The sequence below is a fragment of the Mycolicibacterium fluoranthenivorans genome (assembly GCF_011758805.1).
In the GTDB taxonomy this organism is placed as follows: Bacteria; Actinomycetota; Actinomycetes; order Mycobacteriales; family Mycobacteriaceae; genus Mycobacterium; species Mycobacterium fluoranthenivorans.
Map to the genome: position 1 here is coordinate 3,413,042 of NZ_JAANOW010000001.1, position 14,104 is coordinate 3,427,145.

13 protein-coding genes are annotated in these 14,104 nt (G+C 67.2%); 6 read left to right on the plus strand and 7 right to left on the minus strand.

Features of this window, described 5'->3' with window-relative positions:
- Positions 1–45: 45 nt before the first annotated feature.
- Together FHU31_RS16575 and FHU31_RS16580 are read right to left on the minus strand one after the other, a co-directional pair.
- Positions 46–2,757, minus strand: coding sequence for a glycoside hydrolase family 2 protein (locus FHU31_RS16575; protein WP_308206722.1), 2,712 nt, complete (start codon positions 2,755–2,757; stop codon positions 46–48).
- Between the two features lie 243 nt (positions 2,758–3,000).
- Positions 3,001–3,747: a glucose 1-dehydrogenase gene (locus FHU31_RS16580; RefSeq protein WP_167159982.1), complete on the minus strand. Its 747-nt coding sequence runs from the start codon at positions 3,745–3,747 to the stop codon at positions 3,001–3,003.
- A gap of 103 nt (positions 3,748–3,850) precedes the next feature.
- Between FHU31_RS16580 and FHU31_RS16585 the strand changes: the two genes are divergently transcribed.
- Together FHU31_RS16585 and FHU31_RS16590 are read left to right on the plus strand one after the other, a co-directional pair.
- On the plus strand, positions 3,851–4,924 hold the full coding sequence (locus tag FHU31_RS16585) for an NAD(P)H-dependent amine dehydrogenase family protein (protein ID WP_167159984.1): 1,074 nt from the start codon (positions 3,851–3,853) through the stop codon (positions 4,922–4,924).
- 24 nt (positions 4,925–4,948) lie between these two features.
- Complete coding sequence (locus tag FHU31_RS16590; protein ID WP_409371177.1) at positions 4,949–5,701, plus strand: HAD family hydrolase; 753 nt, start codon at positions 4,949–4,951, stop codon at positions 5,699–5,701.
- Here FHU31_RS16590 and FHU31_RS16595 read toward each other — a convergent pair.
- Together FHU31_RS16595 and FHU31_RS16600 are read right to left on the minus strand one after the other, a co-directional pair.
- Entirely contained in the window at positions 5,643–5,843 is a 201-nt protein-coding gene (locus FHU31_RS16595; RefSeq protein ID WP_167159988.1) for a (2Fe-2S)-binding protein, read from the minus strand. The genes FHU31_RS16590 and FHU31_RS16595 overlap by 59 nt on opposite strands.
- The gene (locus FHU31_RS16600) at positions 5,843–6,490 is read right to left on the minus strand and encodes a fatty-acid--CoA ligase (RefSeq protein WP_167159990.1); all 648 of its coding nucleotides are present in this window, start codon (positions 6,488–6,490) and stop codon (positions 5,843–5,845) included. Before FHU31_RS16600 ends, FHU31_RS16595 begins: the two co-directional genes overlap by 1 nt.
- Positions 6,491–6,689: 199 nt before the next feature.
- Here FHU31_RS16600 and FHU31_RS16605 point away from each other — a divergent pair, with 199 nt between their 5' ends.
- The 3 genes from FHU31_RS16605 (at position 6,690) to FHU31_RS16615 (ending at position 10,921) form a co-directional block, all read left to right on the plus strand.
- Positions 6,690–7,820 carry a nitronate monooxygenase gene (locus FHU31_RS16605; RefSeq protein WP_167159991.1) on the plus strand — a complete coding sequence of 377 codons (1,131 nt, stop codon included), beginning with the start codon at positions 6,690–6,692 and terminating at the stop codon, positions 7,818–7,820.
- Positions 7,821–8,109: 289 nt separating this feature from the next.
- The gene (locus FHU31_RS16610; RefSeq protein ID WP_167159993.1) at positions 8,110–8,673 is read left to right on the plus strand and encodes a TetR/AcrR family transcriptional regulator; all 564 of its coding nucleotides are present in this window, start codon (positions 8,110–8,112) and stop codon (positions 8,671–8,673) included.
- 1 nt (position 8,674) lies between these two features.
- Positions 8,675–10,921, plus strand: a complete 2,247-nt coding sequence (locus FHU31_RS16615) for a molybdopterin-dependent oxidoreductase (protein ID WP_167159995.1) — start codon at positions 8,675–8,677, stop codon at positions 10,919–10,921.
- Here FHU31_RS16615 and FHU31_RS31240 read toward each other — a convergent pair.
- Positions 10,911–11,339 carry a hypothetical protein gene (locus FHU31_RS31240; protein WP_208410259.1) on the minus strand — a complete coding sequence of 143 codons (429 nt, stop codon included), beginning with the start codon at positions 11,337–11,339 and terminating at the stop codon, positions 10,911–10,913. The two genes, FHU31_RS16615 and FHU31_RS31240, sit on opposite strands and share 11 nt — an antisense overlap.
- A gap of 223 nt (positions 11,340–11,562) precedes the next feature.
- Here FHU31_RS31240 and FHU31_RS16625 point away from each other — a divergent pair, with 223 nt between their 5' ends.
- Positions 11,563–12,819: a cytochrome P450 gene (locus tag FHU31_RS16625; RefSeq protein ID WP_167159997.1), complete on the plus strand. Its 1,257-nt coding sequence runs from the start codon at positions 11,563–11,565 to the stop codon at positions 12,817–12,819.
- A gap of 3 nt (positions 12,820–12,822) precedes the next feature.
- Here FHU31_RS16625 and FHU31_RS16630 read toward each other — a convergent pair whose 3' ends face one another.
- On the minus strand, positions 12,823–13,683 hold the full coding sequence (locus FHU31_RS16630) for an alpha/beta fold hydrolase (RefSeq protein ID WP_167159999.1): 861 nt from the start codon (positions 13,681–13,683) through the stop codon (positions 12,823–12,825).
- Positions 13,684–13,711: 28 nt separating this feature from the next.
- The gene (locus FHU31_RS16635; protein WP_167160001.1) at positions 13,712–14,056 is read right to left on the minus strand and encodes a hypothetical protein; all 345 of its coding nucleotides are present in this window, start codon (positions 14,054–14,056) and stop codon (positions 13,712–13,714) included.
- Between the last annotated feature and the right edge of the window lie 48 nt (positions 14,057–14,104).

Sequence of the window (14,104 nt, forward strand, 5' to 3'; positions counted from 1 at the left end):
GGTCTGTGCCCGGCATCTGGGATCAATCCTGCCCCACGCGCGCGATCACTCGACCGGCACCACCACGGGCGCGGTGTTGTACCCGCTGACCCGCACGAAGTTGCCCCGGTCACCGTGGGCGATCACGGTGCCCCGCAGGTCGACGGTCTCACCGGGGAACACGGTGACATAGTTGTCGGTGTACTCGATGGGCAGGACCTCGTCGCCGTCTGCGGTGTCGGTGATCTCGGCCCGTTCGAAGAAGGCGATCTGCTTGCCGGGGTTGTGCAGCCTGATCGCGATATCCCGATCGCCGGCGCGCGTGGCGCTGACCTCCAGCGGCGCCTTGGCCAGATAGTTCAGCGCGGTCATATCGGCCCAGCCGACCTGTTTGAGGTCGAAGGCGGTGTCGTTGGCCGGGTCGCCGAGGTCATCGGGCTGTTGAGACTGCCAGTACACGTTCTGCGACACGACCGCGCCGGCGGCGTCGAGCAGTTCGGCGCGAACGAAGAACACCCTGGAATCGCGCGCTTCCCGCGGCAGCGTCAGCACGGTGTGGGCGCCTCCGGACCCGACGGCCACACCGTCGACCGTGCGGTCATCGCGGAGCCGGCCGGCCAGATCGTAGACCCGCACGCGGGCGCGCAGATCGGACACGTCGTTCGGGGTCTGGTTGACCACTTTGATCTCAGCGGTGCTGTGATTGCCCAGCGCGTAGGAATCGAACACCAGCGACAGCGGGCGCAGACCCGCCTTCGCCCCGTAGTACGCGCCACCGGGGCGAAGGTAGAAGTCGAAGATGTTGCCGAAGAACGACGGCCAGTGGCTGTTGAGCATCCAGTAGATGGTCATCTTGTGGTTGGCCCAGCCGTTGGCCGCGAACGCCTCGAACTGCGCACGCGTCGATTCGTAGTGGGCGAGTTGGGCTTTGCGGGTGAACTCCTCGACACCGGCGGACGGCCCGTAGCGGCGGTTGATGGCCCGCTGGATGCTGGTCAGTTTCGCGTTGCCCGGGTTGGAGCCGGCGTGAAAGGACCACGTGTCGTTGATCGGCCACAGCTTGTCGGGTGGAATGAACTGCTTGATGCTCGCCAGCGGCGGGATGTGCTCGTTGTCGCCCTGTTCGGCATTGGAACCGCGGGTGGCGCCGTACCGGCCGCTGAACCAGTAGCTCGGCGGCCGCCAGGTGTACGGGCCGGCCATGTGGATGCCGTCCCACTGCGGCCGACCCTGCTCGTCGTCGTGCCCGAACGACGAGACCGTGTCCACCACCGCGTTCTGCCAGTGCAGATCCCGCAGTACCGCGTGGTACTGGCCGCGCAGCGGTTCCGGTGGTAGACCGTCGCTGCCGTTGGCCCAGATCGCGACGGAGGGGTGGGAGCGCAGCATCAGAATCTGGGACCGCAGACTGGCCAGGGCCACGCTGCGGTCCTCGTCGTTCCACTGGGCCCATTTCTCCCACTGGTTGCAGCACATCCAGCCGACCATCAGTGGGATGCCCAGTTCATCGGCCCGCTCGATCAGCCGCTCCCCCGGGATCTTCGCTTCCAGCCGCAGCAGATTGAGGCCCAGATCCTTGGCGTAGCCGAGGATGGCGTCCTCGCGGTCGGGGTCGTTGTCGAACAGCAGATCCGGCGTGTACACCGCACCGCGCACCAGGAAGTCCCGACCGTTCACGGTGAGATAGAAGCTGCCGCCCGAACCCAGTTCCGGGAACTGCTCGTCGGTGTCCCGATGCTGGACGATGGTGCGGATACCGAAGCGCTGGGTACTGGTGTCGATCACCCGGTTGTATTGGCGGAACTCCAGTTTCAGGTCGTACAGGCTGGGATCGCCCATGGTGTAGGGCCACCACAGATCGGGGTGCTCGACGGTCAGCTGGGTGAACCGCGCGGGACTGAAGGTGACTTCGCGTCGTTCACCCGGGGACAGCGTGACCGGCTGCTCGACCTCGATCTGAGGTTTGCCCGGCCGGCTGATGGTGGCCCGCACCACGCCGTTGATCCGCCGGTCCGAGGAGTTGTGTACGTTGGCGTACACCGTCAGTCGTGCGGAATCCGTTCTGGGCAGCGGTAGTTCGGTGTTGACGGTGGCGTAGCCGATCTCGGCCGCACCGGCGGTGCGCAGGTAGACCGGCTTGAAGATGCCGGCATTGCGGTCCGGGATGAACGAGTTGCCGGCCACCGGGTTCTGGCCCGGCCCCTGGTAGCCGAGGTAACGCCAGTTGATCCAGTCCCACCAGCTGTCGGCCAGCTCGACACCGTCGACATCCTGCAGAGCGCGCTCCGGGATCACCTTGACCGCAAGCACGTTGGGCCCGGCACGGATCCAGCGGGTGACATCGAGCTCATGGGCGGTGTACATGCCGACGATCTGGCTGCTGTCGGCGACCAGCTGCCCGTTGAGCCAGATCTCGGCCCGGTAGTTGATCCCGGGGAACTCCAGCTGATAGTTGCTGTGTCCGCCCGGTGCATCGAAGGTGGTGCGGTACCACCAGTCCTGTTTGTAGAGGTCCTGCGGAACCTTGTCGAGCAGGTTCGTCCCGTAGTACAGGTCCGGGTATGTGCCGTCTTTCTCCAGCACGTCGAGCACGGTGGCCGGCATGTGCTGCACCGGGTGCCACGCACTGTCCTGGTAGCCGGGGGTGGAGATCGTCCGGCCGTCTGCGGGCAGGCCGGTCGCCGAGACCAGCTTCCAGCCCTGCGCGAGTTCGGTGGTGGTGGCGGCGGGTTCCGGCCGCGCGAAGGATGCGAAATCACCGGCGCCGAGCATCAGCACGATCAACAAGAGGGCGACACTGAACAGGGCAGTACGACGCTTCGGTGCCCCGATGGTGCCGCTCCCTCCGGTGGCTGTGTGCTCAAAGTGTCGGCCAGCCCAGCCGGCCGACACCATATTGTGCCTGCCCGCCGGGTCGCCGGTCGGCCCAGGGAGTGCCACCGGCGGGCGGGAGCGAAGCGACCGGGGGATTCACACCGGCGGGCGGGAGCGAAGCGACCGGGGGGATTTACACCCTCAGCGTCAGAAGACGTTGTCCTTGTGGTTGACGTCGGTGACCAGTCCGCCGTCGACGACGAACTCCGAACCGGTGGCGAACGACGACTCGTCGCTGATCAGGAAGACCACGAACGCGGCCACCTCCTCGGACTGACCGGGCCGGCCCAGCGGCGCGGTGACCATGTCCTCGGGGAAATGCTCGGTCATCGGGGTGCGGATGAAACCGGGATGCAGCGAGTTGACCCGGATCTTGTGCCTGCCCAGTTCCAGGGCCGCGGACTTGGCCAGACCGCGCACCGCCCACTTGGACGCCACGTACGGGTGCACCATCGGTGCACCCCGCAGGCCCTCGACGGACGACACGTTGATGATGGAGCCGCTGCCGGCAGCTTTCATCGATGCGACGCTGGCCTGCATGCCCAGAAAGGTCCCCGTCAGGTTGACGTCGATGACCTTCTGCCATTGGGACATGTCGAACTTTCCGATCTTGCCCAGTGCGACGATGCCCGCGTTGTTGACCAATCCGGTGAGCCCCCCGAAGGCCTCGTTGGCCGTGGCGACGGCGGCATCCCACTGGTCGGCCTGGGTGACGTCGAGGTGCACGTAGCGGGCGGCGTCACCGAGTTCGTCGGCCAGCACCTGCCCCGGCTCGTCGAGGATGTCACCGATGACGACCTTGCCGCCTTCGGCCACCAGCGCTCTGGCGTGGGCCGCACCCATGCCCTGTGCGCCGCCGCTGATCAGTACAACTTTGCCGTCCACGCGTCCCATGACGCGTGAGGCTACCCCATCAGGAACGCAAAACTAGAACCTGTTCCAATTCCCGTCCGGACCGCCCATACTGCGATAGACCAAACACCTGGAGGAGAATCGTATGGCCATTCGCGTGGCACTCGTCGGCACCGGAAACTGCGGCCGGTTGGCCCTGATCCAGCTCATCGAGGATCCCCGGTTCGAGCTGGTCGCGGTCGGCGTCTCCACCGACGAGAAGGTCGGCACCGACGCCGGTGCACTGGCCGGACTCGACGTCGTCACCGGTGTCACCGCGACGAAGGGCATCGACGCCGCCCTGGCCACCCAACCGGACGCCCTGGTGTACTGCGCGATGGGCGACACCCGCCCGGTGGAGGCCACCCGTGACGTGATGGCCGCGCTGTCGGCGGGCATCAACGTGGTGGGCTCCGCACCCGGTGGCCTGCAGTACCCATGGGGCGCCATGCCACAGAAGGCCATCGACCGGGTGGAAGAGGCTGCGCGCAGCGGCAATTCGAGTGTCTACATCACCGGGGTGGATCCCGGCTTCGCGACCGACCTCCTACCGTTCGCCATCGCCAGCACCTGCCAGCGCATCGAACAGATCAAGACCATGGAGATCGCCGACTACGCCACCTACGACGGGGCGGAGGTGATGTCGATCGTGATGGGCTTCGGCAACCCGATGGACCAGCCCGGCATGTTGTTCTATCCCGGGATCCTCAGCGCCGCCTGGGGTACGGCGATCAAGATGCTGGCCGCCGGCCTGGGCGTGGAGGTGGACGAGATCACTGAGAGCTACGAGCTGGAACCGGCCCCGGAGGACATCGAGGTCGCCACCGGGGTGATCGCCAAGGGCACGGTGGCCGCCATGCGCTTCGAGATCAACGGCATGGTCAACGGCAAACCGGTGATCGTCGTGGAGCACATCACCCGGGTGCGCGAGGACCTGCGCCCCGACTGGGCCCAGCCGGCCCAGCCGGGCGGCTCCTACCGGGTCGAGATCACCGGCGAACCGTCCTACGTCGTCGACATCTGCCCGACCAGCAGTCGTGGCGACCACAATTACGCGGCGATCCTCGCCGCCGCGGGCCGGATCGTCAACGCCATCCCCGACGTGGTGGCCGCGGCGCCGGGCATCCGGACCACTCTCGACCTGCCGCTGGGGACCGGCAAGGGACTCGTGCCGCGTTAGGTCCGCACACATGGCCACAATGGAGTGGTGCCCGATCCGATCGAGGAAATCCGCAGCGCTCCCAGCGGTCCGTCGGTGGGCGCGTTCTTCGACCTGGACGGCACCCTGGTCCGCGGATTCACCGCGACCGTGCACGCCGGGCACCGGTTCCGGCACGGCCAGGCCAGGTTCGGTGAGCTGACCGGCATCATCGAGGCCTCGGTGCGCTACAAGCTGGGCCGGATGGAATTCGAGCGCCTGTTGCAACGCGCCGGGGGCTATCTGGCCGGCGACGCCCTCTCCGACCTCGACGACCTCGGCGAGGACCTGTTCCGGCGGCGGACCATCGGACGGTTGTTCCCGGTGATGCGCGAGGTGGTGGCAGCACACCAGGAGTGCGGCCACACCGTCGTGATGAGTTCCTCGGCCATGACGCTGCACGCCGAGCCGGTGGCCCGTCACCTCGGGATCACCCACGTCCTGTGCAACCACTTCGAGACCGACGACGACGGCAGGCTGACCGGACGGATCGTGAAGCCGATCATCTGGGGCAGGAACAAAGCCCGTGCGGTCCTGCAATTCAGCGCCGCCCACGGTATCGATCTGCCGCAGAGCTTCGGCTACTCCGACGGCACCGAGGACCTGCCGGTATTGGAAGCCGTCGGACACCCTCGCGCGGTCAACCCACGCCCGGGTCTCGCGGCGGCGGCTGCGCAACGGGCGTGGCCGGTGTTGCGCGTCAGTTCCGGCGAGGGTCGGCGCTGGACCGCGCGGATGCGGCGCGACGCGCGTCGATGATGGCCCGCACCGTGCGCCGGCAACGACCGCAGTCGGCACCGGCGCCACAGACCGATGCCACCTCCTTGGTGGTGCACGCCCCGGCATCCACCGCAGCGGCCACCGTATGGCTGGTGATCCCGTTGCACAGGCAGACGAACATCAGTGCCCGGCGCCCGGGTCGGCGGGGATGTCGATCGCCATCATGTGGCAGAACCTGCCGATGAACACCGGCGGGTAGGCACCGACGCCGGCCTCGGAAAGCCATTCGGCCGCGTCGTCGGAGTCGTGCAGCCAGCGCCGCGCGCTGGACTCGTCGTCGACCTGCTGCAGGATCAGCATCTCGTGCGGGTCGTCGAAGGCCTTGAAGCTCCAGAATCTACGCACTCCGGTCGCCCGGAACGCCGCCGCCGATTCACGGACCCGGGCGCTCAGCGCCGACACATCGTCGACCGGCGTCACCATCGACACGATGGTGGGTGGTGCACCGGAGCGCAGATCGCCGTCCAGGTCGACACGATCGAAGAGTTCGCCGGCGAAGACCGCGGGCAGATCGGTCACCCCGACCGCGTCGAACCAGTCGAAGAACGTCCGGGACCGAATCAGGTCGCGCAACGGTTCATGGGCGTGCAGGACCAGGATGACCAGAACACGCTCGGGATCGGTGGTCGAGGCGTACACCAGAACGTGGTGGGCGCCGAGGTCGGCCAACGCGTCCACCCGGCGTTGTAACAGCGGCCACACCTGTGCCGGATCCGGTACCGAGTAGTCCGAGACCAGGACCAGCGAACCCCTGAGCCAGTCCGTCATGGCCGGCAGTCACCCCCAGTTCCCGACAGAACATGCACTGTTAATACGACTTACGGAAAACGGTAATGAGATTCTCCACCACTGTCGAGGTGCGGAGCTCCGCTAGCGGTTGCCGGGGCCTTGCCCTGGACACCCCGGCGTCGCCTAAACTAGAACACGTTTCAGTCGTCCGTTTCGCGATCGTCCCCAAGGAGAAGGCATGCATACCGCCCTCTGTGACCAACTCGGCATCGATCTGCCGATCTTTGCCTTCACCCATTGCCGCGATGTTGTCGTCGCCGTGAGCAAGGCCGGCGGCTTCGGTGTGCTCGGCGCCGTCGGCTTCACCCCCGAACAGCTCGAGATTGAGCTCAACTGGATCGACGAGCACATCGGCGACCACCCCTATGGTGTGGACATCGTCATCCCGAACAAGTACGAGGGCATGGACTCGAACATGACCGCCGACGAGCTCAAGACCACCCTCAATTCACTCGTCCCGCAGGATCATCTGGACTTCGCCAAGAAGATCCTGGCCGATCACGGAGTGCCGGTCGATCACAGCGACGACGATGCGCTGCAGCTGCTGGGCTGGACCGAGGCGACCGCGACCCCGCAGGTCGAGGTGGCGTTGCGGCACCCCAAGATGACGCTGATCGCCAACGCGCTGGGCACCCCGCCCAAGGACATGATCGAACACATCCACGCCGAGGGCCGTAAGGTCGCCGCGCTGTGCGGATCCCCGTCGCAGGCCCGCAAGCACGCCGACGCCGGGGTCGACATCATCATCGCCCAGGGCGGCGAGGCCGGCGGACACAGCGGTGAAGTGGGCTCGATCGTGCTGTGGCCGCAGGTGGTCAAGGAGGTGGCGCCGGTACCGGTGCTGGCCGCCGGCGGTATCGGCAGTGGCCAGCAGATCGCCGCGGCGCTGGCGCTCGGCGCCCAGGGCGCGTGGACCGGTTCGCAGTGGGTGATGGTCGAGGAGTCCGAGAACACCCCGGTTCAGCACGCCGCGTACGCCAAGGCCAGCAGCCGCGACACCGTGCGCAGCCGGTCGTTCACCGGCAAGCCGGCCCGCATGCTGCGCAACGACTGGACCGAGGCCTGGGAGAACCCGGACAACCCGAAACCGCTGGGCATGCCGCTGCAGTACATGGTGTCCGGGATGGCCGTGGCCGCCACCCACAAGTACCCCAATGAGACCGTCGATGTGGCGTTCAACCCGATCGGCCAGGTGGTGGGTCAGTTCACCAAAGTGGAGAAGACCTCCGCCGTGATCGAACGCTGGGTGCAGGAATACCTCGAGGCCACCAGCACGCTGAATCAGATCAACGAGGCGGCCTCGGTCTAACCCGCCGAGCCAACTCCCCGGGTCGCTGCGCTCCCGCCCGCCGAGCCAACTCCCCGGGTCGCTGCGCTCCAGCCCGCCGAAAACCCGCGAATCCCGCCGGCCTCCGTTCTCCCGGACCGGCGGGATTCGTGCATTTCCGGGACGGGTCGTGCGCCGTTTTCTGCGCCACGGTCGCGATTTCCGCGCCGCCACGACCCTCGTGCAGAAATCGGCGGACGCCGACCCTTGCCTGCCGCCGTTCTATGTATGATGCTCTACATAATCGACCGTCCGAAAGGACCCCGGCGATATGGCCAGCCCACGTGACCGCATGATCGTCTCGGCGGCGCTGCTGATCCGCGAACGCGGCGCGCATGCCACCGCCATCTCCGATGTGCTCGAACACAGCGGCGCGCCCCGCGGCTCGGCGTATCACCACTTCCCCGGCGGACGTACCCAACTGCTCTGCGAGGCCGTCGACTTCGCGGCCGAGCACATTGCGCGCCGGATATCGTCAGCCACCACTGCTCTCGAGGCACTCGACCTCCTCGTCGAGGACTTCCGGAACCAGCTGACAGACAGCGGGTTCCGAGCCGGCTGCCCCGTCGTGGCGGTGGCCGTGGAAGCCGACAGCACCGATGTCGTCGCCCGCGCCGGCGCCGCGTTCACCAGGTGGATCGGCCTCATCGATGAGCTTCTGCAAGCCGACGGCGCGTCGCCGGACCATGCCGCCGAGCTCGCCATGCTGGTCACCACCTCGATCGAGGGTGCGGTACTGGTGGCCCGCACGACCGGCGACAGCACCGCGCTCGACCTCGTCCACCGGCAGTTACGCGCCCTCGTGACTGCCGCATCCGGCGACCGAAAGGCCTGACATGACCGACACAGCCGAGTGGCACCCCAGCGCGTGCATTCTCTGTGAGTGCAACTGCGGCATCGTGGTGCAACTGGACGGCCGCACCCTGTCCAAGATCCGGGGCGACAGATCCCATCCCGCCTCGCAGGGGTACACATGCAACAAAGCCCTGCGGCTGGACCACTATCAGAACAACCGGACCAGGCTGACCACACCGATGCGCCGCCGGCCTGACGGCAGCTACGAGGAGATCGACTGGGACACGGCGATATCCGAGATCGCCGAAGGGTTCGCCCGAATCCGCGACACCGTGGGCGGGGACAAGATCTTCTACTACGGCGGCGGCGGACAGGGTAACCACCTGGGCGGCGCCTACAGCGGGGCATTCCTCAAAGCGCTTGGCGCGCGGTATCGGTCGAATGCGCTGGCGCAGGAGAAGACCGGCGAGTTCTGGGTGGACAGCCAGCTCTACGGCGGGCACACCAGAGGCGAATTCGAGCACGCCGAAGTGTCGGTGTTCGTCGGGAAGAACCCGTGGATGTCACAGAGCTTCCCGCGGGCCCGCACCGTCCTGCAGGACATCGCCAAGGATCCGGACCGCGCGATGATCGTCATCGACCCAGTGATCACCGATACCGCCAAGCTCGCCGACTTCCACCTTCGCGTGCGCCCGGGCACCGACGCATGGTGCCTGGCCGCGCTGGCCGCCGTCCTGGTGCAGGAAAACCTGTGCGACGAAACCTTTCTGGCGGAGCACGTCACCGGTACTGAGCCGGTGCGCGAGGCACTGGGCGCAGTCGATGTGGACGACTTCGCGGCGCGCTGTGGCGTCGACGCGGACCTGCTGCGGGCCGCGGCGCGCCGGATCGCCGCCGCGTCGAGCGTGTCGGTGTTCGAGGATCTCGGTATCCAGCAGGCACCCAACAGCACCTTGTGCTCCTACCTCAACAAGATGTTGTGGATCCTGACCGGCAACTTCGGCAAACGCGGTGGACAACACCTGCATTCGACGTTCGCGCCGCTGTTCGGCACCGGCGGCGTCGGGCGCACCCCGGTCACCGGCGCACCGATCATCGCCGGGTTGGTGCCCTCGAATGTGGTGGCCCAGGAGATCCTGACCGATCACCCCGACCGGTTCCGGGCCATGATCGTCGAGAGCAGCAACCCGGCGCATTCCGTCGCCGACTCGGCCGCGGTACGCGACGCGCTGTCCGCGCTGGAGCTGCTCGTCGTCGTCGATGTCGCGATGACCGAGACCGCCCGGCTGGCGCACTACGTGCTGCCTGCCGCCAGCCAGTTCGAGAAGGCCGAGGCGACGTTCTTCAATCTGGAGTTCCCGCACAACACCTTTCACCTTCGTCACCCGCTACTGCAACCGGCGCCCGGCACGCTGCCCGAACCGGAGATCTGGGCCCGGCTGGTGCGCGCCCTGGGCGTCGTCGACGACGCCGAGCTGCAGCCGTTACGCCGGGCGGCCACCGAGGGACTGGATGCCTACACGCAGGCGTTCTTCACCGCCGTCGGGGCGAATCCGGCGTTGGGCCGGGTGCTGCCCTACGTCCTCTACGAAACGCTCGGGCCCACCCTGCCCGACGGTCTCGCCGGCGCCGCCGCCCTGTGGGGGCTGGCGCAGAAAGCGGCGCTCACCTATCCCGAGGCGGTGCGCCGGGCCGGCCATGCCGACGGCAACGCGCTGTTCACCGCGATCCTGGCCAGCCCCTCCGGGCTGACCTTCACCAAGCACCAGTACGCCGATGACTGGGACCTGATCAGCCACGCCGATCGCAGGATCGCGCTGACCATCCCCGAACTGCTCGAGGATTTGAGAGCGCTCGCGTCCGGCCCGTCGCCGCTGACCAGCGCCGAGTTCCCCATCGTCCTGTCGGCCGGCGAGCGCCGTGCGTTCACCGCCAACGACATCTTCCGCGACCCGGGCTGGCGCAAGCGCGATGCCGACGGAGCGTTGCGCATCAGCGTGCAGGACGCCGAGGCGCTCGGACTGGCCGACGGCGACCGGGCCAGGATCACCACCTCGGCCGGCAGTGCGGAGGCATCGGTGGAGGTCAGTGCCGCAATGCTGCCCGGGCATGCGGCGCTGCCCAACGGGTTCGGTCTGGATTTCGTCGCCGCCGACGGTTCAGCGGTGGCGCCGGGTGTGGCACCCAACGCGCTGACCTCGGCGGACTGGCGCGACGCCTATGCGGGGACACCCTGGCACAAACATGTGCCGGCCCGGATCGACGCCGTGGTACCGGTCAGGGCGTGACAGGAGCCGGCGCGGCGGCCGGGTCGCCCGGGGTGACGGGCGTAGTCGGGCCGGGTACCGTCGCCGGGTTCGGAGTGTCCATACCGCGCTGCGCGAGCCCCAGCACCAGCGCCTCCTTACCGCTGATCTCGCGGCTCTGCACCGCGTTCCACAGATCCCGCAGGTAGCTCACGCGCGGTGACTCGGCGCCGGCCATCACGCTCGGGTCCATCGTCGAACCCGGCGGAAGGGCATCGGGGCTGGCCAGGTGCGGCACCCCATCGACGGACACGCCCGACGCGCCCTGCGCATCCGCGACGGGCACCGGCGGCTGCGGCGGTGCGTCTGTGGGATCGGCCGCGGCCGGCGCGGCCAGCAACAGTGCCGCCACGCCACCGACGAGCGCGGTCAGTATTTTCATCTCGACATCGATCGCCACCGATGCCCCCTTCCCCACTGCCGGACCGGACTGGTCTATGGGTAGTTCTCCCCGGGTACCGAAATTGTTACACCTGTGCCCCCTGTGACTTTGGGGATTCGGCTGAGAATTGCGGTTGTGTCAGGGGGTGCCACCTTGTCCGACTCCGAGACACCGGGGCGTCCTGTGGTGTGCAATGCGCATAGGGGGACCCGCTACCTACCGTCGCCATGGGAGTGCATCGATGCCGAGCCCGAATCTGCCGCCTGGGTTTGATTTCACCGATCCCGATATCTACGCCGACCGGCTGCCGGTCGATGAGCTCGCCGAGATGCGCCGGGTGGCGCCGGTCTGGTGGAACGAGCAGCCCGACGGTGTCGGCGGGTTCGGCGACGGCGGCTACTGGGTGGTGACCAAACACAAGGACGTCAAGGAGGTCTCCCGGCGCAGCGATGTCTTCTCCAGTCTGGAGAAGACGGCACTGCCGCGGTACAAGGACGGCACCGTGCAGGCCCAGATCGACACCGGCAAGTTCGTCCTGCTGAACATGGATGCCCCGCACCACACCCATCTGCGCAAGATCGTGTCGCGTGCCTTCACACCGCGCGCGGTGGAGCAACTGCGTGCCGATCTGGCCGAACGGGCCCGCCAGATCGTGGCCGCGGCCGCCGCCGAGGGCAAGGGCGACTTCGTCGAGCAGGTGTCCTGTGAGCTACCGCTGCACGCCATCGCCGGGCTGATGGGTGTGCCGCAGGAGGACCGGATGAAGCTGTTCCACTGGTCCAACCAGATGGTGGGCGACATGGATCCGGAGTTCGCGAACAACGACGCGATCAGCGCGTCGGTGGAGCTCATCACCTACGGCATGCAGATGGCCGCCGAGCGGTCGGCGAATCCGGGCGAGGACCTCGTCACCAAACTCGTCCAGGCCGATGTCGACGGGCACAAGCTCTCCGATGACGAGTTCGGGTTCTTCGTCATCCTGCTCGCGGTCGCCGGGAACGAGACGACGCGCAACTCGATCACCCAGGGCATGATGGCGTTCACCGATTTCCCGGACCAGTGGGAGCTGTTCAAACGGGACCGGCCGGGTACCGCGGCAGACGAGATCGTCCGCTGGGCGACACCTGTCACCTCGTTCCAGCGCACCGCACTCGTCGACACCGAGTTGGCCGGCGTGCCGATCAAAAAAGGCCAGCGGGTGGTGATGTTCTACCGCTCGGCCAATTTCGACGAAGAGGTTTTCGAGGAACCGCTGCGGTTCAACATCCTGCGCGACCCGAACCCCCATGTCGGCTTCGGCGGGACCGGCGCCCACTTCTGTATCGGGGCCAATCTGGCCCGGATGACGATCGATCTGATGTTCAACGCCATCGCCGACGCAATGCCCGACCTGACCTCGCTGGCGAAGCCGGAACGGTTACGTTCGGGCTGGCTCAACGGCATCAAACACTGGCAGGTCGACTACTCGGGGTCAGCCAAGCAGGCGGTGCGTACCTGAGCGTCAGCGTTCGAATACGGCCGGGTCCGTCGTGGAGATGAGTTCATCGATGAGGTCCACCACCACCTCGGGCGCCTCCACCTGCGCGAAATGCCCGACATCGGGCAGGATTTCGAGCCGGCAGTCGGGCCTGGCCTGCAACGCCGAGTAGGCGTGATCGACCGGGATGATGTCGTCCTTCTCGCCCCAGATGGCGAGGACGGGTAGCCCCTCGCGCAGGTTCAATCGATTCAAGGCACTGACGGACTGGCCGCGGTAGTCGACGACCGATCGCAGGGTGCGGATGAACGCCTCCCGGGTGCCGCGGTCGGCGAACGACGAATACGCGTTCCAGATCTCGGCGCCGCGCGGCGAGCGCAGTCCCATCGAACTGAACCACGACCTGGCCGCATTCCCCGCGCGCAGCACCGGGGCGGGCGCGATCACCGGCATCACGAACTCGGCCCCCGGCGCCGCCAGCAACCGCAGGATCCAGCCCACATCCGGGCCCAGTCCCCCACTGCTGATCAGCACCAGCCGGCGACAGTATTCGGGATGCTGGTAGAGAAACTGCATCGCGACACCGCCACCCAGGGAATGTCCGACCACCGTCGCCGAAGCCACCCCGAGTTCGTCGAGCAGATCGCGCAACCCCACCGCGAAGGCGCCGAGTGAATAGTCGGTGCGCGGCTTGGACGACTGACCGTGACCGATGAGATCGGGCGCGATCACCCGGTACTTCTTGGCCAGTTGAGGCAGCACTGCGCGCCAGGTCTGGGCACTGCCCGCCATCCCGTGGATCAGCAGCAGGACTTCCTCGCCCTCGCCCACGTCCAGCACGGCCTGCCGCATGCCATGGATCTCGACGAACTTCGGTTCGATCACTCCAGCTCCCGCCTGTTGCCCACCAATCCTACTGATCAGTAACTTGATCTGACAGCCCCGGTCCAGCGTGGCGGCGGATGAGAGTGGTCGCGACGTCGGGATAGTCGATGATCGAGCGCCAATAGTCCTCTCCGAGTTCGATATCCGAGCGCAGCACGATCGAGAGCCCGGCCGCCATCGCGATGCCGAGCAACCCGAGCCACAGGCCGGCCAGGGCGATGACGACCCACAGCACCGACGTGAGCGCCGGCCACGGCGACACCACGGCCAGCGCGGGCGCGAAGAAGAAACCGGTACCGATGTACCAGGACGACCCGGCACGATCGCACCGCAGGACGAACCGCAGCCAGCGTGGGACGGTCTTCTCGGTCATGCCCTCAGCGTGACCGCCGGAGGTAAGTGCGGCAATTACCGCGCAGGT